The organism is Rhodococcus sp. ENV425 (genome assembly GCF_002887785.1).
GTDB classification, from domain to species: Bacteria; Actinomycetota; Actinomycetes; order Mycobacteriales; family Mycobacteriaceae; genus Rhodococcus; species Rhodococcus aetherivorans.
The window spans coordinates 4,630-27,157 of record NZ_PCZU01000133.1; the positions used below are offsets into that span (position 1 = coordinate 4,630).

Here is a 22,528-nt window from a genome sequence, read left to right on the forward strand (position 1 = left end):
GGCGTTCGACGTCACCACCGACGACCGGGACGAACTCGTCGCGCTGCTGAAGACGTGGACCGAGATGGCCGAGCGGATGACCGCCGGGCTCGAGGCCACCGAGGACGGCGCCACCGGCGAGGGCCCCTACCATCCGCCCACCGACACCGGCGAGGCCCTGGACCTCGACGCCTCCCAGCTGACCCTGACCATCGGGTTCGGCCCGTCGCTGTTCGACGGACGGTTCGGTCTCGCCGACCGCAGACCCGCTGCACTCGAGGAACTTCCGCACTTTCCCGCCGACAACCTCGATCCGGCCCGCAGCGGCGGCGACATCGCCATCCAGGCGTGCGCCAACGATCCCCAGGTGGCGGTGCACGCCATCCGCAACCTGGCACGGGTCGCGTTCGGCACCGCGTCGGTGCGCTGGTCGCAGCTCGGATTCGGCCGCACCTCGTCCACCTCGACGTCGCAGCAGACGCCGCGGAACCTGTTCGGATTCAAGGACGGAACCAACAACCTCAAGGCCGAGGACCCCGGCGCGCTCACCGAGTCGGTGTGGGTCGGCCCCGGCGACGACCAGGCCTGGCTCGCCGGCGGCACCTACCTGGTGGCGCGGCGGATCCGCATGCTCATCGAGCAGTGGGACCGAGCGGTGCTGCAAGAGCAGGAGCAGGTGATCGGCCGCACCAAGCGCGACGGCGCTCCGCTCGGGAAGACCGGCGAGTTCGACGAACTCGACCTCGAGTCCAGGGGACCGGACGGACCGTTCGTCCCCGTCGACGCACACGTGCGCCTCGCGTCGGCCCAGCACCTCGGCGGGCTGAAGATCCTGCGCCGGGGCTACAACTTCACCGACGGCTCCGACGGCTTCGGCCACCTGGACGCGGGCCTGTTCTTCATCGCGTTCTGCCGCAACCCGCTCGAGCAGTTCGTGCCGATGCAGCGCGAACTGGCACGGCGCGACGCGCTCAACGAGTACATCCAGCACGTCGGGTCGGCGGTATTTGCGTGCCCGGCCGGGCCGGCACCGGGCGAGTACTGGGGGCAGGCGCTCTTCGAGGCGTGAGGGCCGCCGAGCCGGTTCAGGCCCGGTCCGCCACCGGGGTCTGCCACGGAAGTTCGATCCGCTGCCGGTGCAGTAGTTCCTCGATCGCCTCCGCCGGCCTCGGGCGGCTCAGCAGGAAGCCCTGCGCGCGGTAGCAGCCGAGTTCGAGCAGCTTCGTCGCCGCCGCCACGGATTCGAGCCCCTCGGCCACGACGTCCAGCCCGAACGCGGAGGCCAGCCCCATGATCGATTCGACGATGACGCGGTCGCTCTCGCTGCGCTGCAGATTGAGCACGAACGCCTTGTCGATCTTGAGTGTGTGGACCGGCAGAGACTTCAGGTGGGCGAGCGAGCTGTAGCCGGTGCCGAAATCGTCGATCGCGCAGCAGACGCCCAGACGCTCGAGCCGGCGCAGTGTCTTGCGGGAGCGCTCGAGATCGCTGACGACCACGTACTCGGTGATCTCCAGGCACAGGCACGAGCTGCCCAGGCCGAACTCCTCCAGCGTGCTCTCCACCGTCTCCACGAAGTCCAGGCTCACCAGCTGCACCGGCGAGACGTTCACGCTCATCTGCAGGTTCAACCCCGGAATCCGGCGCCGCCACTCGGCCAGCTGCCCGCACGCCGTCCGCAGCACCCAGCGCCCGAGTTCGCCCGCAAGGTTCGTCGACTCGGCCACCTCGATGAACTCGGCCGGCTGCAGCTTGCCCAGCACCGGGTGATTCCACCGCACCAGGGCCTCGACACCGAGAATGCTTCCGTCGCGCAGGTCGAACTCGGGTTGATAGTCGAGGGTGAGGTGCTCGTCGTCGATCGACGTCCGCAGACTCAGCTCGATGAGGGTGCGGCGTTCGCTCGCGCCCCGCATGTCGTCGGTGTACGCGACGACGCTGTTGCCGCCCTTGCTCTTGGCCATCAGCATCGCCTCGTCGACGCGCCCGAGCAACGCCACCGGAGTGATCCGTCCGGGCTCGCCTACGGCAACACCGAGGCTGCCGCCGCGACCGACGACCTGGCTGCCCAGCTGCACCGACATCCCGACCGCCCACCGCAGTGCCTCGGCGCGTTCCCGCGCCACCTCGAGCGACACCGCGCCGTCGAGCACGATGACGAACTCGTCACCGCCGAGGCGCGCCACCATGTCCTTCGGATCGCACACCCGCGACAGCCGCTGCGCGGTGCGGCACAGGAACACGTCGACGGCCGCGTGACCGAGGAAGTCGTTGAGCGGCTTGAGGCGGTCCAGATCGAGGAACAGGACGGCGACCGGTCCCGGCTGCCCCCGCTTCAACCGCTCCTCGAGGTGTTCGAGGAGGGCCCGCCGGCTCGCCAGGCCGGTGAGGTCGTCGTGATAGGCGGCGTCGCGCAGGTCCTGTTCCGCGCGGACCCGGGCCTGCACCTGGGCCAGCAGCGCCGCGATCATCATCAAGGTGTTGATCTCGTCCTCGCTCCAGTCACGATCACCGGCCTTGATGAAGCCCAGGGTGCCGGTGGTGACGCTGCCGGAGATCAGCGGCACCGCCGCGACCGAGACCTCGGGCACTCCCGAACCCGCGCGCACCCGGTCGGCGTATTCGGCACCCGACTGCGCCGGACGGCTGACCGCCGGTTCCTTCATGGTCTCGGTCATGGCGAAGATCGGGTCGGCATCGCGGAAGTGCACCACGCCCAGGGGATCCGGGCTCGGCACGTACTCCCGCGGCGGCCACTCGGCGACGAGCACCGTCGCGTGGATGTCGTGGTCGTTGTAGCGGAGAAAGCAGGTGTCGACCTCGAAGTGCTCGACGAGGTCCTGGAGCACCCTTTCGATCACCGAGTGATGAGACGCGGCGTCCGCCGGCATGAGGCGGGAAGCGACCCGGGTGACAATGTTCTCGAAGCTCTTCTCCGCCATCCCAAACCCCTTGTGAGCAGCACATCCGACGCGGCCGTGACCGCATCAGGGATGTCTTCGAACCCTATCCGAGCGGCGCGCACTGCGAACCCGTTCCGGCCGCGCCCGCGCCACCCGGAGCAGGAGGGCGAAGCGTCGTCCGGTCGGTCTGTCGAACACGTCGTCGAACGTCGACTGCAGTTTCCCGAGATCGCCGAACCGGACCTCGGAGAGCCGCGTGAGGTCGGTGTCGTCCTCGGCGTAGAGGAACACCGGTGACGCCGGCTGGACCGCCAGGCCCATGCCGTGGGCGCATATCCACACGCTCTCGGCCGCCATTCCCGCTCGGACGTAGTCGGCCGGTCGCGGTCCCTCAGCGAAGACCGCTACGAGTGCTGAACTGCTCCGCACCCGCGTTCCGGTCAGACGCCCCAGCCCGTGCCCCAGATCCCACTCCCCGAGTTGATCGAGCACATCGTTTCGCACCGTCAAGTCGAGCATCGTGCGCTCCGCGTCGTCCATGCCGAGTGCTCCGACGTCGATACCACTGTCGATGTCCTCGGAGTGCGGCCACCGCAGTTCCGCGAGCATCTCCCGCCGCAGGACGGGAGTCAGATAGCGGATCCTGTCCGATTCCGCGAGCAGCTCCGCGGTCTCGGCGAGGCGATCGGCGTCCGTGACGACCCGGATCCGGCCACCCTCCCGCTCGGCTGCCTCGTACAGGGCAGCCGTCTCGGCATCGGACAGTGGCGTTCCGTCACCGGGTTGCCGATTGGTGCCGCGCGAGAGCATGGCCTCGTACTGGGCGGCCAGCACCGGGTCGGTGTCGTCGGAGAACCGCATGGTCGCGATCACCTCGCGCGGCGGCTCGCCGCGGTCCCGCGCGAGCACTCGGACCGGGCCGAGTATCCGGTGGGCCGCCGCGGCGATGCGCGCGTTCTGCAGGGCTGCGCCGAGCGCCACGTAAGTGCCCCGACAGTGGATGTCGATCGCGGTCGGCACGAAGTCGTCCGAGATGTCGATCTCCAGCATCCCGCCGCCGGCCGTGATGGACCAGGGTTGGCTGTTACCTCCCGAGGGGGCTCTGTTCGCGGCATGCAGAACCCGGTCGATCGGATCGTCCGATTCCGCGGGCAGGGGGGCTTCCGCGACGGCCCGGTTCCCCGGGTCCGCGGGTAGGGTCAGGGCGTCGAGGCAGGCCTCGACGTCCACGCGGCCTCGCCCCGAGTTCAGCGGCTGCCCGAGGCCCAGCCGGCGCACGACCGCGGCGACCGTCGCCCCGCCGAGCATCACCTCGCTCCCCAGTTGAGGCCAGGTGACCAGCGTCCGCTCCACCTCCAGGAGGGAGGCGGCCATCCGGGTCGAGATCCGCTCCGGTCCCAGCAGGCGCAGAGCGTACGGTATCTTCTCCCGACCCGACAGGGCGGCGAGCCGCTGCGGATCGATTTCTCCCAGCAATCCGTGGAACGGGGGTCCCGGCCGCAGATCGAAGCGCTCGACGTCGATCAACCCCCGGTCACTCGTCTCCATCACCACCGGGACGGCTCGCCGGGCCGCTTCCGCGCGCAACAGGACCTTGACGTCCAGGGAGTCGCACTCGTCCACGACGACGTCGAGTCCGTCCAGGAACTCGCTCATCGCTTCCGGTCCGACCCCGTCGGGCCACACCGACAGGGACAGGTACGGATCCAGCTCCGAGAGTCGTCGCGCGGCCACGACCGCCTTGTTCGTGCCCAGATCGACGAGGGAGGCCGGCACCCGGTTGAGATTCGACAGCTCGATCGGGTCGAAGTCGGCGAGACGGAGTTCCCCGCACACCCCGTCGAGCACCAGCGCCTGCGCGACCGAGAAGCCGACGCTCAATCCGACGATCCCGACCGTCAATCCGCGCAGCCGGTCCTGTTCGGCCGACGTCACCTTGTTCCGGTTACGGTCCAGCCGTAGCCGCCGGAACGAGTGCGGGCCGAGCACGCGGACGACGGTCCGGCGCCAGGGGTAGTGGACCCACCGTGCAGGCTCGTCGAACAGTTCGCTCCCCGGCGGTGGGAGCACTTCGCGCAGTCCTCTCACCTGATCGGCGAGACGGTCGACGACCACGATGCCGGGTTCGGAACGAACGCGCCGGAATTCCTCCATATCCTTCGGCCGGTCTTCCGCAAACACGGAAGCCGTCCATCCCACCTCGCCGTCGGACATCACGCCGGCTCCCCGTCGAGAGGATATCCACCCACTTCTCGTCGGAGTTCGTCGCCGAGCGAATCGGCGCGCAGACGGTCCCACCACATGAGCCGGGTCCGATAGCGGGCGTCCGGGTACGGGGTGGCCGGCATGCTCTCGTCCACCACTCCCCCGCAGGTCTTCCACAGATCCAGAAGGTTGTCGGCGGCCGTGGCCATCATGTACCGGGAGTGGAGCAGGTCCATGAACTTCGCCCCCATCCGGGCGATCGCAAGGGTGAGCTCTCGACGCTGGGGCACATCTTCGGACACCCATGCGGCCTTCGCCTCGATCAGACCGAACGGGATTCGGCTCTCGATCATGCGGCGGAGGTGGCCGACGTGCTCCGGAGCAGTCCACTCGGTCAGGGCGTGGGACTCGTCCGCACTGCGAAAAGGCCCCTGAGCTCGTACCCCACCCACGACGACCCCCCTTCGATCGAGCCCCGCGCAGAACATCGCCGTGTTCTCCCCGCTTCGCACCTTGTCGTACTCGAGTGCGGACTCGACCCCGAATCTGCGATAGGCACCCAACGCCCGGGCGAGATATTCGTTCCACAGATCCCCCGCCGCACTCGGTGCGGCAGCGACGAACGAATACCCGGAGGCAGGATCCCTGTAGGTCGAGACACGCTCGCGCACCGAGTCCGATGCGACCCGCACTGCTCGATCCACTGTCGGCCTCCGACCTTGCGGGTGACCTCGATCGGAGTCACCCGGCGGACCACATCAGGCCCTCTCGCTCACCGCCGTCGTGATCGTCGACCTGGGACGGCACGGGTCATACATGTGGCTGTATGGGTCGAGTATGCAGTATTCGGGTGTTTCACACGGTCTCAAGCCAAAGATATGTAAAGTTCCGTTACTCCCGACGGGCCGATGACAGCCACCTCCTCCCGGTACGCCCGTTCGATCCGTCCCTCCTTCTCGGCGATCTCGACCTGGTGCCACACGTCCTCGACGGGATCGGAGTGATCGCCGTCCGGAACGAAGCGGGCGAAGTATCCGGTGGGAACCCGCACCAGCGAGTCCCCGACCGCCAGGCCGGACAGGCCGTCGCAGCGACAGCCGACCACCGCGTTCCATCCGACCTCGGGGTGGCAGATGTAGACCACGACCACCTCGCCGATGCCCCGCGCACGGATGCGATCCTCCGTGAAGGTCAGCAGTTCGGACCGCTGCCCGGTCGGCCCCGGCTCGAGTCCCGGCAGAACGAGCCCCCCCACATAGTGGTCGTGCAGCTTGGTGAGTTCGAAACTCATTGCGCACCAGCCTTTTCCGTGGTACTGATCGCCACGTACATGTCGATGCGATACGCGTGGGGATAGAACTCGAAGTCGCCGGTGAACGACCGGATGATCTCGCCCGCCTCCTCGGCCGCACGGATCTGGCTCCACAGGTCGATGAAGACGCCGGGGAACGTACCGGTCGAGGAGAACTTCGCGTAGGTCCCGGCGGGCAGGCAGGCGACGAGGTGGCCTTCGGTCACCTGGTCCAGCGACTCGCACTGATAGCCGACCGTCTGGGTGTAGTAGGAGTCGATGTCCACCGCGTGATCGGTGTAGGCGGAGGCCAGGGGCCCGCCGAGTTCCTGCTTCAGCACCGCGGACCAGGCCCGCTCGAGCGCCCGGTCGCGAACCTTGCCGAGGGCTCGGCGCGGACTGCGCACGGGCAGGCCGGCGACGAGCGTTTGTTCGCGCTGCACGATCTGAAACGACATCGGGCGACCTCCCCAGGATCTCACCGTACGCCTCGACACCCCGGCGTGCCCGACCCACGAGTGAGGGTGTGAGTGGTTCTGAGTCTAGGGGTGTCTACCAACTGGCGCCTAACAGCAGGCAAAACAATCTAGGAGTTTGTTTCAGGGTTCCATTCATCCTCTAGGTATGGTTACCTAGTCGAGTCGGACCTGATGTTGCGAGAATCTCGCCGGCACGGTTCCCGGCCGACTGCCCGGAGGGGTGTGATCAATGAAGTGCCGTCTGTGCGAATCGGAACGACTCCTCAGCGTGCTCGATCTCGGCGCCACGCCGCCGTGCGAGCGATTCCTGGCCGCGGACGAGCTCGACCTGCCCGAGACCACCTATCCCCTGCACCTGAGGTTGTGTGAGGACTGCCTGCTGCTGCAGATCCCGGCGCTGATCACACCCGAGGACACCTTCACCGAGTACGCGTACTACTCGTCGTTCTCCGACTCCTGGGTCGACCACGCGCGGCAGTTTGTCGAGAACGCCATCCGCGACCTGGATCTCGGCCCGCACTCGTCGATCGTGGAGGTCGCCAGCAACGACGGTTATCTGTTGCGGCACGCGGTCGCGGCCGGCATCCCGTGCCTGGGCATCGAACCGTCGGTGAATGTCGGTTCCGCAGCCCGCGCGATCGGGGTCCCCACCGTCACCGCCTTCCTCGACGAGGGCCTCGCCGAGGACATCCGACAGGAATACGGGCCCGCGAACCTGGTCGTGGCGAACAACGTCTACGCCCACATCCCCGACCTGCTCGGCTTCACCCGGTCACTGCGCACGCTGGTCGCCGACGACGGCTGGATCTCCATCGAGGTGCACCACGCACTGAACCTCGTGCGCGAAGCGCAGTTCGACACCGTCTACCACGAGCACTTCCAGTACTACACGGTGCTGTCCGCGATGCGGGCGCTCGCCACCGGGGGCCTGTCGGTCGTCGACGTGGAGCTGCTCGGCACCCACGGCGGATCGATCCGGCTCTGGGCCCGGCCGGACGAGGTCGCGGATTCCCCCGGGCCACGGGTGGAAGCCGTGCTCGAGGAGGAACGCCGGGCGGGTCTGCACACGACGGCGGGCTATCGCGAACTCGAAGCCCGCGCCCGTTCCGTCCGCCAAACCCTCCTGCGCTTCCTCCTCGACTGCCACGACCAGGGCCTGTCCGTCGTCGGTTACGGCGCGCCGGGCAAGGGCAACACCCTGCTCAACTACTGCGGCATCCGGCCGGACCTCATGGCCTACACCGTCGACCGGAATCCGTACAAGCACGGGCGTTACACGCCCGGCGCCCGGATCCCGATCCTGCCGCCGGAACAGATCGAGAAGGACCGGCCCGACGTGGTCGTCGCCCTGCCGTGGAACCTGGCGGCGGAACTGACGATGCAGCTGCAATACATCTCCGCCTGGGGCGGCCGGCTCGTCTTCCCGTTGCCCACCCTGCACACCACCATCGGCCCCGCCGACTTCGTCAGGAGGATCACGGTATGAAAGTCGTTCTGTTCTGTGGCGGCTACGGCATGCGGATGCGCAACGACCGCACCGACGAAATCCCCAAGCCCATGCAGATGGTGGGCCCGCGACCGCTGCTGTGGCACATCATGAAGTACTACGCCCACTACGGTCACACCGAGTTCATCCTCTGCCTGGGCTACGGAGCGGCCAAGATCAAGGACTTCTTCCTCGACTACCACGAGGAGCAGTCCAACGACTTCGTCCTCCACGACAATCGGGTCGAGCTGCTCAACACCGACATCAGCGACTGGTCGATCACCTTCGTCGACACCGGTCTCGAATCCGCGATCGGCGAGCGCCTGCGCCGCGTGCGGGACCACCTCGCCGGCGACCGGTACTTCCTCGCCAACTACGCCGACGTCCTGACCGACGCCCCACTCGACGTGATGATCGAGCGCTACCACCGGTCGGGCGCGACGGCCTCGATGCTCGTCGTCCCCCCGCAGTCGTCGTTCCACTGCGTCGATGTGGCGGAGAACGGCGAGATCAAGGAGATCGTCCCGGTCAGCCGCTTCCCGATCTGGGAGAACGGCGGATACTTCGTGCTGAGCCAGGAGATCTTCGACCTCCTTCCGCCCGGCGGCGATCTCGTCGCCGACGTCTGCGGCACCCTCGCCGGGCAGGGCCGACTGTACGGGTACCGGCACAACGGATTCTGGAAGCCGGCGGACACGTTCAAGGAACGCGCCGAGCTGGACGACAACTACGCCCGCGGCATCCATCCCTGGACCGTGTGGGAGACGCCACGGGCGGCGGTGACGTCGTGATCGAACTGCACGCCCTCGACGTCCGCGAGATCGCGGTGCTCGGCGCGCACTGCGACGACATCGCGATCGGGCTCGGGGGCACGCTGCTGAGCGTGACCGCGCAGGCCCCGAGCCCCCCGCGGGTGCACGCGTTCGTGCTGTCGGGCGAGGACTCGCGGCGCGAGATCGAGGAGCGGCACGCGCTGGCCGCACTGTGTCCCGGCGCCGACCTCGAACTCACCGTCCTCGACGTCCCCGACGGCCGCGCCCCCGGCTACTGGGAGGCGATCAAGACCGCCCTCGAATCCTTCCGGCACACCTGCGACCCGGACGTGGTGTTCGCACCGCACCGCGGCGACGCCCACCAGGATCATCGGCTGCTGGCGGAGCTGGTCCCCACGGTGTTCCGCGACCACCTGGTCCTCGGCTACGAAATCCTCAAGTGGGAGGCCGACACGCCGCACCCGACGATCTACCACCCGCTCACTCGCAAGGTCGCCGAGGAGAAGGCCCGGATCCTGCTCAAGTACTACCCCTCCCAGGTCGACCACGACTGGTTCGACGAACAGGCCTTCCTGGGCCTGTCCCGGCTCCGTGGGGTGCAGTGCCGGCGTCCGCACGCCGAGGCGTTCGTCCTGGAGAAGGCCACCGTCCGCTTCGGAAAGGCATGACATGCGCGTCCTCGTCACCGGCCATCAGGGGTACCTCGGGTCGGTCATGGTGCCGGTTCTCCGTTCCCACGGTCACGAGGTGACCGGCCTGGACTCGGGACTGTTCGCGAACTGCCTGCTCGGCCCCGCTCCCGACGATCCCCCGGCCCTCCGTCTCGACCTGCGCGACGTCACCGCGTCCCACCTCACGGGCTTCGATGCGGTGATCCACCTCGCGGCGCTGTCCAACGACCCGCTGGGCTTCCTCGAACCGCGGATCACCTACGAGATCAACCATCAGGCGTCCGTGCAGCTGGCCCGGTGTGCGAAGGCCGCCGGTGTGCGCCGGTTCCTCTACGCCTCGACCTGTTCGGTCTACGGTTCGGCCGGCGACGACCTGGTCGACGAGAACGCACCGCTCCGCCCGCTCACGCCCTACGCGGAAAGCAAGGTGCGCGTGGAAGACGACGTCGCCGCGATGGCCGATTCCGGCTTCTCCCCCGTGTTCCTGCGCAACGCGACCGCGTTCGGGTTCTCGCCGCGACTACGCGCAGACATCGTCCTGAACAACCTCGCCGGTTCGGCATACCTCACCGGCGAGGTCCGCGTGCTCTCCGACGGAACACCGTGGCGGCCTCTCGTACACGCGCAGGACATCGCGGAGGCGTTCGCGCACGCCCTCGTCGCCCCCACCGAGCGGATGCACTGCGCGGCCTTCAACGTGGGCACCGAGGCCAACAACGTCACCGTCGCCCAGATCGCCGAGGCCGTGGCCGACACCGTTCCCGGCGCCACCGTCGCCATCACCGGCGAGAGCGGCCCCGACCCCCGGTCGTACCGTGTCGACTTCTCCGCTGTCCGTAGGGCTTTCGACGGATACGAGGCTCGGTGGACGGTGCGCGACGGCGCGGCCGAGCTGTACCACAGCTATCGCCGATACGGGCTCACCGCCGACGCGTTCGCCGCGCGCTTCACCCGGCTCGCGCATCTGAGCCGCCTCCAGGAGACGGGCGAGCTCGACTCGACGCTCCGATTCCAGCGGATCGGGGTCTCGGATGCGTGAACTACAGCGAGGCAAGAAGTTCGGACCAGGTGCCCGCCGCTTCGTCCCGCGCACTGACCACACTGACCGGCAGCGGCCAGGCGATCGCGAGATCCGGATCGTCGTAGCGCACCGCGACGTCCTCGGCCGGATCGTGCTGCCGGTCGATGCGGTAGCACACATCGGCAGTGTCCGTCAGCGCCTGGAAACCGTGCAGGAATCCCGGCGGGACGAACAGGTGCACGAACTCGACGTCGTCGAGCCGGAACGCCTGGTGCCGACCGAAGGTGGACGATCCGGGGCGGACGTCGACGAGCACGTCGTGAACCGCGCCGTGGGCGCATCGCACCAGCTTCGCCTCGCCACGCCCGGACCGGCCGTGCAGGCCGCGCATCACCCCGCGCACGGATCGCGACTGCGAATCCTGCAGGAAGTCGGACGCACGGATGCCGGTCGATCCGGCCTGCTCGTCGAAGATCCGGGCATCGAAGGTGCGGGTGAACAGACCTCGATCGTCCCGGAACGGCTCGGGACGGAACACCAGCACGTCACGCAACTCCGTGGTTTCGACACGCACCCGTCGATTCTCCCGCACCGCCCGCGGCCCCGGCACCCGAATCGCCCCGAAGAGGTGCCGACATGACGACCTGCCGCGGCTGCGGCGGCGCCGACGTCGAACAGGTTCTCGATCTCGGCGCGATGCCCGCAGCGGACCACTTCCCCTTGGACGGGACCCCCGTCACCCCGGCCGAGACATCGCACCCGCTGGCGATGGCCCTGTGCCGGGACTGCGGCCTCGCGCAACTCGCCGACGACGACACCGTCCCCGACGAGCCCCGCGGTGTCGAACCGCAGGCCCTGCGCGACCAGGCGGCCGCCGCCGTGCGCGACGTCGCGGACGCCGGATGGCTCACGGGCGGCACGGTCGCCGAATTCGGCAGCCCACACGGTGGCACCTGGCTTCCCCTGCTCACCGACCGCGGCTACGAGATCGTGTCCGCCCGGCGTCCGGCCGCCCTCGTACTCGACTGCTTCGGGATCATGCACGCACCCGACCAGCACACCGCTTTCCGGCAGCGCGCCCGCGCCCTCACCGCCGAGGGGGTCCTGCTGATCCAGTTCCACTCGCTCGCCGCGATCGTGCGGCAACGCCAGTGGACGGCCCTGCGACACGGTCACTTCGCGTACTACTCGCTGACCGCACTGCGCCGCCTGCTCGCGGACGTCGGCCTCCACATCGCCGACGCCTGGACCTTCGACCTCTACGGCGGCACCGTCCTCGTCGCCGCGACCCGCGCGCCCCGCCGGCCGCTGTCCCTCGCCGTCCGCCGGATCCTGGCCGACGAGAAGGCCGTCGGCGTCACCGAACCCGCGGCCGTGCACACGCTGCAGCGGGCGGCCGACGAGCAGGCCGTGGCGTTGCGCACCTGCCTAACGGCGATGACCCGGCAGGGACGCCGCATCTACGCCTACGGGGCGGCATCCCGCGCCGTCGCGTTGTTCGCCCGTGCCGGCCTCGACCACCACCTGATCGCGGGGGTCGCCGACGCCTCCCCCGCCAAGCAGGGTCGGCGGATGCCCGGCACCGACGTGCCGATCATCTCCCCCGAGCAGTTGCTGCGTCTCCGGCCGGATCGCGTTCTCCTGACCCTGCCCGACCTGCTGCCCGAGGTGCGGCGGCGTTATCCGGAACTCGACGGACGGTGGATGATCCCCGCCGACCATGCGGCGCCGCGGCGCACCACCCGCGGCCGGCGGGCCGCGCGGGTGGCCGCCGGCGCCGGAAGCGAGGTGCAATCGTGACCACCAACGCACGCCGCGGCCCACGTGCCGTGTTCCTTCACCGGCCGCAGACCGTGCGCCCCGGCGGCGCCCTGCCGGCCTCCCGGTCGGATGCCGCGGCGACGCCGATCACCCCGCAGCACTTCGCCGCGCGACTGCGGGCGCACATCGATTTCTTTCCGCTGACCGCGGACCTGGTGGTGCTCCCGGTGGTCTTCGCGCTCACCGCGGCCGGCAGTCCGGTCGCGAGCGCCGCGCTGCTCGTCCTGCTCATGGCGGTGCTGGGAGCGTACCGGGCACACCTGACGCTCTCGGTGCTCGACGACCTCCCCCGCGTGCTCGCCGCCGTCACCTTCGCCGGAGTGGTCACGGCGCTGACGCTGGAGCCCTACGGGTCGTCCTTCGGGGCCGTGAAGGTGACCGCTGTCGCCTTCACGGCCGTGACGCTCTCCCGCACCGCCGCCTACGCAGCCGAGCGTCGTGTGCGCAGGAACTCACGTCACCGACGCCGCACCGTGATCGTCGGGGGCGGCGAGATCGCCGCGATGCTGGCGGACGAGATCGCCGACGAACCGGCATGCGGACTCGAACTGGTGGGTCTTCTCGACGACGACCCCCGGCCCGATACCGTGCGCCGGCTCGACGTACCGGTCCTGCCACTGAGCGGAAACCTGCGAGAATTCCTCACCGCCGAGCAGATCGGCACGGCCATCTTAGCCTTCTCCCTCGTTCGCGACCGCGACATGCTGAAGATCCTGCGCGAGTGCGACCGCCTCGACTGCGAGATCTACGTCGTGCCCCGGCTATGGGAGATGGCGGCCGTGAGCGGCGACATGGAGCGCGTCGGGGCGATGCCGCTGACGCGGGTCCGCCGGGCGGCCCACCGTTCCCTCACGTGGGGGATCAAGCTGTGGACGAGCCGGGTCCTCAGCGCCGTCGCGCTCGTTGTGCTGGCGCCGCTGCTGGTGGTCACCGGTGCGGCAGTCTGGTTCTCCGACAGGTCGGCACCGATCCTGTTCCGGCAGCGGCGGATCGGTCTGGACGGCCGGGAGTTCGAGCTGCTGAAGTTCCGTACCCTGAGACCGGCGGACGAGAACGAGTCCGCCACGAACTGGTGTATCGCCGGCGACGCCCGCCTCGGCCGCGTCGGCAAGGTCCTGCGCGCGACGTCGCTCGACGAGCTGCCGCAGCTGTGGAACGTCGTCCGCGGCGACATGACCCTCGTGGGGCCGCGGCCCGAACGTCCGCACTTCGTCGACAAGTTCGGCGCGACGATCCCCAGCTACACCGCACGGCATCGGGTTCCGGCGGGGCTGACCGGATGGGCGGCCGTGAACGGGCTGCGGGGCGACACCTCGATCGTCTCGCGCGCCCGATACGACAACTTCTACATCGAGAACTGGGGGCTGTGGTTCGACATCAAGATCCTGCTGCGCACCGTCTCGGCGGTCCTCGCGATGAAGGGGCGATGATGAGCGCGACCGGTCGACCGTGCTGCACCGGCCCGGCCGGCCGTTCCCGTGGGAACGACCGGCCCGGCGTCAGCGACGCAACGTCGCCGCCAGCCCCCGGGACCGCGCCGACAGCCGCTCGAACGCGGCACGCGCGAGGCGCGTGTCACCGGCGATCACATCTCCCCGGGATACCAGGTCCGGGTAGTCCTTCGCGATTCGGTGGTGGAAACGCATCATGTCCGTCAACTTGCTGAACGAGGACGTCCGGCTGCACAGGTTGAACGTCGAATCACGCCATGCGGCAACACGTTCGGACATCCCGAAGAACATGCCGAAGGTCGAGACCCGGGCGAACAGGTCCACGTCCATCGGGAATACCAGATCGCCCCGGAAGCCACCCACCCCGTCGAAGTGCTCGCGCCGGAACATCGCGGCCGCGGTGGGACCGAAGTCGGCCGGCCCGCGCCGCACGATCGTGCCGATCAGGGCGCGCGGCGTGTGCAGGCCCTCGAGCCCAGGGATGCCCAGCCCGCTCTCGCGGATGTCGCCGGCCTCGTCGATGACGTCGAAGCGTGCGGACGTGAGGGAGATGGTGGGATCGGCCATCACCTTCGCCTGGGCCTCGATCGATCCGGGGCGCAGCACGTCGTCGGCGCACACGATCTTCACGAGTTCGCCGGCGCACAGGGACACGGCCTTGTTCCAGTTGTCGCCGATCGAGAGCACCGCGTCGTTGCGGGCCACCCGGACCCGGGCGTCGTCGAACGAGTGCGCGATGTCCGCGGTGCCGTCCTCCGTCGCGTTGTCCAGCACCAGGACGTCGAGGTCGACGTCCTGGTCGAGGATCGAGCGCATCGTCGCGTCGAGCGTGCGGGCCGCGTTATACGCGGGGACGCAGACAGAGATCGAAGCGGTCATGAGAACCCTCCGTGACGTTCGAGTTCCGTCGCCGGAAGGGCGTCACCACCCGGGCGACGGGGCGTGCGGGGTGCCGGCTCGGACCTGCGTCGGAGCGTACCCGCATTCGAACCGGGAACGCAGCACATTCCCCCGCCCCCGCACCCGGCGCCGCGCCGGCGCCGGGCAGCCTACGGCGGTGTCTCCGTGACGTCCTCCGCCCACGTCTCCTCCCGTCGAGCCGGCGAGCCACTGCGCATCCACATGACCGGATCCGAATGGTTCGCCACGGCGCCCGGCGGCCTGAACCGGTACTTCACCGACCTGTACCGCGCCCTGCGTCACCGGCCGGACGTCGACGTGTCCGCAATCGCGTTCGGCACCCCGGAAGCGGGCGGGCAGAGCTGGGGCCCGACGGGCGGATCGACGCTGCACCGCGCCTGCACCGCCTTCCGGGACCACACCGCGCTGCCCCGCGAGACGATCATCGACCGGCACTTCAGCCTCTACGGACGCCCGTCCATCGGTCGGCGCGGCCGGCACCCGCTCGTGGTGCACTTCCACGGGCCGTGGGCAGCGGAGAGTCTCATGGCGGGGTCGAGCGAGATCGCCGCGCGCGTCAAGTACCGGCTCGAGCGGGTGCGGTACGCCGGCGCCGACCGGTACGTGGTGTTGTCCGGGCATTTCCGGGACGTGCTCACCCACTCGTACCGCGTCCCGGAGGATCGCATCCGGATCCTTCCGCCCGGGGTCGACCTCGACCGCTTCCGCGCGACGGACGTGCCCGGCTCCTCGCGGACAGTGCTGTGTGTCCGGCGGCTCGAGCGGCGGATGGGCGTGCACGTCCTGCTCCGCGCCTGGCCGGACGTCGTCGCCGCGCATCCCGACGCCCGCCTGGTGATCGTCGGCACCGGCACAGAGGAGGACGCGCTGCGGGCCCGGGCCGCGGAGTCCGGGGTGGGCGATTCCGTCACGTTCGAGGGCCGCACCGACGATGCGCGCCTGGCGCGCCTGTACGAGGAGGCCGCCGCGACCGTCGTCCCGTCGGTGGCCCTCGAAGGATTCGGGTTGATCGCGCTCGAGTCGCTGGCGGCGGGACGCGCCCCCGTCGTCACCGACTGCGGCGGTCTGCCCGACGCCGTGCGCGGGCTCGACCCGTCGCTGATCGTCCCCGCCGGCGACGCCGAGGCGCTGGCCGACCGGATCGCCGCTGCGCTCTCGGGCCGGGTGCCGGGGCGACGGCAGTGCCGCGCCCACGCCGAAACCTACTCCTGGGACGCAGCCGCGCAACGACACGTCGCCCTGTACGAGGAGCTGGTGTCGTGACCAGCGTGCTCTTCGTGACCCACACGGCCGCTCCGTCCGGCGCCGAGATCGCCACCGCGCGGTTGGCGAGGGCGCTGCGGGACCTCGGTGTCGACGTCGCCGTGGCCTTCGCGGAGGACGGTCCGATGGCACAGCGGCTGCGCGCGGACGGCATCGGCACCACGATCCTGCACGGCGCGTTCGACAGCCGGGCGATGACGGTCACCGACCCCAGCCCGCACCGGCTGCTCGCCGGCGCCGCCCGCCTGGTCCGGCTCGGATGGGACCTGGGAGCCGTGGCCGCCGAGCGGGGTGCGACGGTGGTGATCGCCGAGAGCTCGAAGGCGCTGATCATGGGCGCCGTGGCGGCTCGGCGAGCGAGAGTCCCCCTGGTCTGGCACGTGCACGACCGGGTCTCGGCCGAGTATTTCGGCCCGGTGCTCGCCGCGATCGTCCGCGGCCTGGGCCGGTCGCTCAGCCGCGGCTACATCGCCAACAGCAGATCGACGATGTCCTCGCTGATCCCGCGCCGGCGCGCCCTCGTGGCGTATCCCGGCGTCGAGCCCGCGCAGAGCGCAGCCCGCGCCCCGCAACGCGCACCGGCGGAGACGGTCGTCGCGGTCGTCGGACGGCTGACGCCGTGGAAGGGACAGGACGTGTTCCTGCGGGCCGTTGCGGACACGACGGTCCGTCCGGCGCACATCTACCTCGTCGGCGGCACGTTCTTCGACGAGGAACCGTACCGCGAGGAGCTCGAACGCCTCGCCGCCGAACTCGACCTCCCGGTGACCTTCACGGGGCATGTGGACGACCCCGAGGACTACATGCGGCGCGCAGACATCCTCGTGCACTGCTCGGTCATCGCGGAACCGTTCGGCCAAGTCGTGGTGGAGGGGATGCGGGCCGGATGTGCGGTGATCGCCTCCCGCCCGGGTGGCCCCACCGAGATCGTCGAGCCCGGCGTGAACGGACTGCTGGTCGACGCCGGCGATCGGCACGGGCTCACCGCGGCGCTGGACACCCTGATCGGCGACCCGGACCTGCGCCGCCGGCTGGCGGCCGCGGCCCGGCTGCGCTCCGCCTGTTTCGACATCACCGAATCCGCCCGGGCGGTAGCACGTTTCCTGGACACGATCGCCGCCCCCTCCCGTGTGGAGGTGAACGCGACATGGTCGAGGAACGCGGGATGAGCAGGGCCGCCGCGCTGGTGCGGGACATCGGCTTCGTCAGCTTCGGCAAGTACGGTCAATACGTCGTCACGGCCGTGACCCTGCCGCTCATCGCCCGCGTCCTCGGGCCGGAAGGCCTCGGACTGCTCGCGATCGGGATGTCGGCCTACTTCATCGGATCGCTCCTCGTCGATCTGGGGATCACCCAGTTCCTGGCGGCAAAGGTGCCCAACTCGGACGTCAATCAGATCCGCGGCGACTATCTCGCCATCCGCCTCACCGTTCTCGGCACCCTCGGCGCCGCGCTCGTCGTCGGTCTGACGATCGGAGTCGACCCCCACGTCCACATGATCCTGCTCGGCTTGTTCGCCGGGGGCTTCTGGTCGGTGTCGGAGGACTGGGTGCTGATCGGGCAGGGCCGGTTCGTCGCCTCCACGGTCTACCAGGGGGCGGGCCGGCTCGCGTACCTCGCGCTGTTGCTGGTGGTGCTGCCCCGCTTCCCGAGCGCCTCGGTGGCATTGCTCTGCATGCTCGCCTCGTCGACCTTCACCGTGGCGCTCACCTGGCGGGATTCGCTGCGCAAGTATGGGCGTCCCGCGCGGCCACGCCGCGTCGTCCCCACCGTGCGCATGGCCGCGCCCGTGTTCACCTCCCGGCTGCTCGTGGTCAGCTACGGGCAGGGGGCCGCGGCCATCTACTCGGCCGTGCTCGACGCGGCATCGCTCGGCCTGTACTCGGCCGGCGACCGCCTGGTGCGGGCCGTGCAATCCATGCTGGATCCGATCGGTTTCGCGCTCCTGCCGCGCATGGCCCGCAGCAGCGGCGACGCTCGGTTCTGGCGGCGCGCGACCCTCGCGATGCTCGCGTGCGTCGGCATCGCCGTCCTCGTGACCGCGGCATTGTGGATCGCCGCGCCGCTCGCGGTGCGACTCGTCTTCGGCAGCGACTTCGCCGACGCCGTCCCACTCCTTCGCGTCGAGGTCCTCATCCTGCCGGCGACCGCACTGAGCTCCTTCGTCACCACCGCGGTACTGCCGGTGCGGGAGGACACTTCCGGCGTCCTCATCGGCGCGATCATCGGCACCTGCATCGCGGCCGTCGCGTTGTACGCGGCCTTCCGGACCCATTCGGTGTGGGCACTTGTGTACGGCACCGTCGCATGCGAGTTCGGCGTGGCCCTGTGGTACGTCCTGCGGACACGGCACCTGGTCCTGCGCGAACGGCGAACCGCGCCGTCCGAAGCGGACGTCGACGCGCCCGACGTCCCCGTTCCCAGGGGGGAGAAACGATGAGAATCCTCTACATCGGCGACGACTGGGTCGGCAGCAACGCCCGCTCGCTGGCCGACGGCTTCCGGCAGGCGGGACACGACGTGGTCGTCGTGGACACGACCGCGGTGACGCTCCCGTCCCGGTTCTCGCCCCCGTGGGTCTACTCGAAGATCCGGCGTCAGCGCGCACCGTGGGACCTCGAGGCCGTGCATCGCCGGATCGAGTCGGTCGCCGCCGGATTCCGGCCCGACCTGGTGTTCTGTTTCCGCACGGTGCATCTCGACCAGCGACGGCTACTCGGCACGCCGGCCCGGCTGCACGTGCACTACAGCCCCGACGACGCGTCGAATCCGTACAACACGTCACCGGGTTACCTCCGGTGCGAACGCGAGTGGGATCTCGTAGTCACCACCAAACGGCACAACGTGCCGGAACTGATCGCCCGCGGAGCCGGGGCGGTGAAGTTCGTTCTGAGTGCGTACGACCCTGCATGGCACCATCTCTCGGCGCGCCGGGACCCGCACCGGTATCTGGTCGGGTTCGTCGGCAACTGCCGGCCCGACCGGCGCGACACCACCGTCGCCCTGGCCCGGCGCTACGGCGAGCGGATGCTCGTCCGCGGTCCCGGCTGGCGGCGCGTGCCGGAGCTGCGGCACACCCGCGCCGTCGTCGGCGGGCCGGTGTACGGGGAGCACTTCTCCGTGGCGGTCGCCTCGGTAACGGCCAACCTGGTGTTCCTCAACTCCGACAACCGTGACACCCACACGTGCCGCACGTTCGAGGTGCCCGCGGCGGGCGGCTTGTTCGTCGGACAGCGCACGGACGAGCACGCGGCGCTGCTCGTGGAGGGCCGGGAGTGCCTGCTGTTCTCCGACGAGGACGAGCTGCTCGAGATCCTGCGGTGGTGCGAGCGGCATCCCGAGCAGGCTCGCGCGATCGCCGCGGCGGGGCACCACCGGATCGTCACCGGGCACCACCGGTACGTCGACCGCGCAGCGGAGATCATCGCGACCTTGGAGGACGGACCCGGCCTCGGCACACCCGACACGAGCATCGCCAGGCCCGCACCTGCGCTGGTGGACAACGGCTCCGCGACACGGGCGGGGGCACGGTGATCGCCCCCGGCATCGAACTCGTCCTGGTGGGCACGGCGCTGATCACCATCGTCGTCGCGGCCGCCTACATCCACGGCGTCGCACGGGTGTTCCTGATCGCTCAGGCCGTCTACTGGACCCTGTCGTACGTCGCGCGTCCCCTCGTGTTGCTCACGGTCCAGCCACGGCCCCGGTACGCGGACAACATCGCAGACCCGCGGCTGGCCGCGATCGGCTACGACCGTGGCATCGCGGAGGTCCTGCAGCCGGTGGCGTTCGGGCTGTGGGTGTACGCCCTCGCCGCGGTGGCCTACGCGATCTGGGATCGCCGGCACCGCCGCGCCGCGCCGCGGGCAGCCACCGGCGACTTCGTACCCACGCTCGGGGCCGTGTACGCCCTGGGCCTCCTCGGGCGCGCGGTCTCCTATGTAACCGGTTCGACCGGGCAGGCGGGTGACGTCCAGAGCTCCAATCCGATACTGGGTTTCGTCGCCCAGCTCGCCACCGTCGGGGCGATCGGGCTGATCATCTTCATCCGGCCCGCGGACCGGCGGACGACCGCCGCGCTGCTCGCGGCGCTGCTGACGGTGGAGCTGCTGTGGACCGTCGCGGTCGAATCGAAGACGCCGATCATGAGTGCCGCGATGGCAGTGGCCGTCCGCTTCGCGATGTACGGCTGGACGCGACTGCGGGTGGTGTGCGTCGCCGTGATCTCGGTGGTGGGCATCGGTGGATTCGGGTGGCTGCAGTCGATCAAGCAACCCGACTACGTACGGGCCGAGGTTCTGGTCAGGGATTCGGCCTATCCGCCGTGGGTGCAGCCGTATCTGAGCATCCTGCGCCGGTTCGACCTGCTCGAGGCGGCCACGGACGGCTACTACATGACCATGCGGCCGTGGATGACGCCGTTCGAGGTTGTTCAGCACGGCCTCCAGAGCCTGATTCCCGCGCAACTCCTCGGGACCGAGAAGCTGCGATCCGGCACGGCGTGGGCCACCGAGGTGCGGGGGTCGTCCATGGACATGAGCCGGGTGTCGGTATCCCTCGCCGACGGGAACATCAACGAGGGCTTCGTCATCGCCGGATACGCGGGCGTCGCGGCCGGGGTGCTGTTCACCTTCGGCCTGCTCCTGCTCGGCGTGCGGGCGCTGCAGGCGCGGCACATCGTGGTCGTCGGCCTGGGCCTGGCGATCACGGCATCCCCGATCCTCTTCGAACGGGGAATTCTCGGCAGCATGGAGGTGATCGGCAAGTCCCTCCAGCTCGTCGTGCTGATCTGGCTCGTCGACATGACGGTACGCGAATACCGCATACGCACCGGCGCGGCGAGAGGTCCGGAATCGGCACCACAGGAAATCGGCACAGTCGTCGGGGCACGAACAAAGGGGTGGAACAATGGCACTGAGTGACTACACGGGCATAGCCCGGCGCAGATGGTTGACGGTGGTGGCGACGGTCCTCGCCTGCATGGCCCTGGCGTGGGCGTACGCGTCGACCATTCCGACCGCCTACGTGTCGACGACCCGGATGTACGTGTCGATGGCGACCGGAACGTCGGTCAACGACTCGTACCAGGGCGGTCTCGCTGCGCAGCAGCGCATCACGTCGTACCCGTACGTCGCGACGGGCGCCACCGTCGCCGACCGGGTGGTCGACAGGCTCGGGTTGACCATCTCCCCGGGCGAGCTGCAGGGCAAGGTGTCGGCGACGTTCCCGCCGGCCACGACCCTGCTGGACATCACGGTCACCGACTCCACCCCCGAAGGCGCGCGGCAGCTTTCCCGGGCCGTCGCGGACGAGTTCGCGCAGCTCGTCGCGGAGATGGAGACCACGGTGATCGGAGCGGCACCCGCCGCCCGGGCCTCCGTGATCGATCCGGCCCCGCTGCCGAGCGAACCCGTCGGCCCCAACACGAAGCGCATCCTTGCGCTCGGACTCGTCGTCGGCCTCGGACTCGGCTTCCTCCTCGCCTTCCTCCGGGACCGGTTCGACCCGACGATCCGGACACCGGAGCAGCTCGGCCGATCCACCGGCCTGCCGATCCTGGGGACGATCTCGCGGCGCAACACCGACGCGGCGAAGGACATCGGGCGCCTGCGGGCCCACGTCACCGCCGCCCGCGGTGACCGGGACCGGATGGTGGTGATGCTGACGAGCTTCACCGGGCGCTCGAAGCCGTGCGTCGCGGCCCGGCTCGCGAAAGCACTGGCGGACACGGGTGCCCGCGTGGCGCTGATCGACGCCGACACCTCCGGGGACGGAGTCACGGGCCGGCTCGACATGCAGTCCTACGCCGGTGTCGCGGAATGGCTGCGGGACCAGTACCCGCCGCTGACCGAGCTGCCACTGTGGTCGGAGGCCGGCGTGTCGGTCGTGCCCCTCGGCTCCGCCGACGAGCGTACGCCGGACCTGCTGACGTCCGAGCGGTTCGCCGACATCCTGTCCGGGCTCGGAGAGCGCTTCGACTACGTCCTCGTCGCCACCGCTCCCGTGCTCACGGACTCGGCCGCCCTGAGCCTGTCCGCACACTGCGACGCGACGATCGCAGTCGTCGAACTCGGCACGACGAAGGCACCCCGGGTGCGGGCCGCCGCGGACAGCTTCGCCGCGTCCGGGTCGGGGCTCATCGGCGCGGTCGCGACCGTCCCGGCACGCACCCGCAGGTTCCCGCAATCGAAGAAGCGGCGGAGCGCCCCGTCGGAACCGGATCTCGGTCTCGTCTACTCCCCCTAGTTCCGATGGTGCCGGAGG

Annotated in this window: 20 protein-coding genes; 13 read left to right on the forward strand and 7 right to left on the reverse strand. The window is 69.7% G+C overall.

The window, feature by feature from the left end; translation table 11 throughout:
- The coding region (gene efeB, locus CQZ88_RS10370) for an iron uptake transporter deferrochelatase/peroxidase subunit (protein WP_258008543.1) at positions 1-1,048 on the forward strand (1,048 nt) is incomplete at its 5' end.
- A gap of 16 nt (positions 1,049-1,064) precedes the next feature.
- Here efeB and CQZ88_RS10375 read toward each other — a convergent pair.
- From CQZ88_RS10375 to CQZ88_RS10395, 5 genes are all read right to left on the reverse strand, one after another.
- Complete coding sequence (locus tag CQZ88_RS10375; protein ID WP_102799705.1) at positions 1,065-2,921, reverse strand: bifunctional diguanylate cyclase/phosphodiesterase; 1,857 nt, start codon at positions 2,919-2,921, stop codon at positions 1,065-1,067.
- A 45-nt stretch (positions 2,922-2,966) separates the two neighbouring features.
- Positions 2,967-5,096, reverse strand: coding sequence for an Rv1355c family protein (locus tag CQZ88_RS10380; RefSeq protein WP_374703818.1), 2,130 nt, complete (start codon positions 5,094-5,096; stop codon positions 2,967-2,969).
- The gene (locus CQZ88_RS30805) at positions 5,096-5,440 is read right to left on the reverse strand and encodes a hypothetical protein (protein ID WP_258008544.1); all 345 of its coding nucleotides are present in this window, start codon (positions 5,438-5,440) and stop codon (positions 5,096-5,098) included. Before CQZ88_RS30805 ends, CQZ88_RS10380 begins: the two co-directional genes overlap by 1 nt.
- A 512-nt stretch (positions 5,441-5,952) precedes the next feature.
- Positions 5,953-6,378 (reverse strand): hypothetical protein, encoded by a 426-nt coding sequence (locus CQZ88_RS10390; RefSeq protein WP_102799708.1) that lies wholly within the window; start codon positions 6,376-6,378, stop codon positions 5,953-5,955.
- Entirely contained in the window at positions 6,375-6,836 is a 462-nt protein-coding gene (locus tag CQZ88_RS10395; protein ID WP_006940771.1) for a GyrI-like domain-containing protein, read from the reverse strand. Before CQZ88_RS10395 ends, CQZ88_RS10390 begins: the two co-directional genes overlap by 4 nt.
- Before the next feature lie 250 nt (positions 6,837-7,086).
- Here CQZ88_RS10395 and CQZ88_RS10400 point away from each other — a divergent pair, with 250 nt between their 5' ends.
- From CQZ88_RS10400 to CQZ88_RS10415, 4 genes are read left to right on the forward strand one after another with little or no spacing between them, the layout of a single operon-like run.
- On the forward strand, positions 7,087-8,343 hold the full coding sequence (locus tag CQZ88_RS10400) for a class I SAM-dependent methyltransferase (protein ID WP_102799709.1): 1,257 nt from the start codon (positions 7,087-7,089) through the stop codon (positions 8,341-8,343).
- Positions 8,340-9,134: a hypothetical protein gene (locus tag CQZ88_RS10405; RefSeq protein ID WP_006940762.1), complete on the forward strand. Its 795-nt coding sequence runs from the start codon at positions 8,340-8,342 to the stop codon at positions 9,132-9,134. Before CQZ88_RS10400 ends, CQZ88_RS10405 begins: the two co-directional genes overlap by 4 nt.
- Positions 9,131-9,784, forward strand: a complete 654-nt coding sequence (locus tag CQZ88_RS10410) for a PIG-L deacetylase family protein (protein WP_006940759.1) — start codon at positions 9,131-9,133, stop codon at positions 9,782-9,784. The genes CQZ88_RS10405 and CQZ88_RS10410 overlap by 4 nt, the downstream gene beginning before the upstream one ends.
- Before the next feature lies 1 nt (position 9,785).
- On the forward strand, positions 9,786-10,826 hold the full coding sequence (locus CQZ88_RS10415; RefSeq protein ID WP_102799710.1) for an NAD(P)-dependent oxidoreductase: 1,041 nt from the start codon (positions 9,786-9,788) through the stop codon (positions 10,824-10,826).
- A gap of 1 nt (position 10,827) precedes the next feature.
- Here CQZ88_RS10415 and rfbC read toward each other — a convergent pair whose 3' ends face one another.
- The gene (gene rfbC / locus CQZ88_RS10420; RefSeq protein ID WP_102799711.1) at positions 10,828-11,382 is read right to left on the reverse strand and encodes a dTDP-4-dehydrorhamnose 3,5-epimerase; all 555 of its coding nucleotides are present in this window, start codon (positions 11,380-11,382) and stop codon (positions 10,828-10,830) included.
- 62 nt (positions 11,383-11,444) lie between these two features.
- On the opposite strand from rfbC, the gene CQZ88_RS10425 reads away from it, so the two are divergent.
- Positions 11,445-12,608 carry a class I SAM-dependent methyltransferase gene (locus tag CQZ88_RS10425; RefSeq protein WP_102799712.1) on the forward strand — a complete coding sequence of 388 codons (1,164 nt, stop codon included), beginning with the start codon at positions 11,445-11,447 and terminating at the stop codon, positions 12,606-12,608.
- A complete protein-coding gene (locus tag CQZ88_RS10430) occupies positions 12,605-14,059 on the forward strand; it encodes a sugar transferase (RefSeq protein WP_006940751.1) in 1,455 nt (484 codons plus the stop codon). The genes CQZ88_RS10425 and CQZ88_RS10430 overlap by 4 nt, the downstream gene beginning before the upstream one ends.
- Positions 14,060-14,128: 69 nt before the next feature.
- On the opposite strand, the gene CQZ88_RS10435 is transcribed toward CQZ88_RS10430, so the two are convergent.
- Entirely contained in the window at positions 14,129-14,959 is an 831-nt protein-coding gene (locus tag CQZ88_RS10435) for a glycosyltransferase (protein ID WP_006940750.1), read from the reverse strand.
- A 243-nt stretch (positions 14,960-15,202) separates the two neighbouring features.
- Here CQZ88_RS10435 and CQZ88_RS10440 point away from each other — a divergent pair, with 243 nt between their 5' ends.
- The 6 genes from CQZ88_RS10440 to CQZ88_RS10465 are packed head-to-tail and all read left to right on the forward strand — an operon-like array spanning position 15,203 to position 22,510.
- On the forward strand, positions 15,203-16,264 hold the full coding sequence (locus CQZ88_RS10440) for a glycosyltransferase family 4 protein (protein ID WP_102799713.1): 1,062 nt from the start codon (positions 15,203-15,205) through the stop codon (positions 16,262-16,264).
- Positions 16,261-17,433: a glycosyltransferase family 4 protein gene (locus CQZ88_RS10445; RefSeq protein ID WP_102799714.1), complete on the forward strand. Its 1,173-nt coding sequence runs from the start codon at positions 16,261-16,263 to the stop codon at positions 17,431-17,433. The genes CQZ88_RS10440 and CQZ88_RS10445 overlap by 4 nt, the downstream gene beginning before the upstream one ends.
- Positions 17,412-18,704 carry a lipopolysaccharide biosynthesis protein gene (locus CQZ88_RS10450; RefSeq protein WP_102799715.1) on the forward strand — a complete coding sequence of 431 codons (1,293 nt, stop codon included), beginning with the start codon at positions 17,412-17,414 and terminating at the stop codon, positions 18,702-18,704. The genes CQZ88_RS10445 and CQZ88_RS10450 overlap by 22 nt, the downstream gene beginning before the upstream one ends.
- On the forward strand, positions 18,701-19,798 hold the full coding sequence (locus CQZ88_RS10455; protein WP_102799716.1) for a glycosyltransferase: 1,098 nt from the start codon (positions 18,701-18,703) through the stop codon (positions 19,796-19,798). Before CQZ88_RS10450 ends, CQZ88_RS10455 begins: the two co-directional genes overlap by 4 nt.
- Positions 19,795-21,186 carry a hypothetical protein gene (locus tag CQZ88_RS10460; RefSeq protein WP_102799717.1) on the forward strand — a complete coding sequence of 464 codons (1,392 nt, stop codon included), beginning with the start codon at positions 19,795-19,797 and terminating at the stop codon, positions 21,184-21,186. The genes CQZ88_RS10455 and CQZ88_RS10460 overlap by 4 nt, the downstream gene beginning before the upstream one ends.
- Positions 21,173-22,510, forward strand: coding sequence for a polysaccharide biosynthesis tyrosine autokinase (locus CQZ88_RS10465; RefSeq protein WP_102799725.1), 1,338 nt, complete (start codon positions 21,173-21,175; stop codon positions 22,508-22,510). Before CQZ88_RS10460 ends, CQZ88_RS10465 begins: the two co-directional genes overlap by 14 nt.
- Positions 22,511-22,528: the final 18 nt, after the last annotated feature.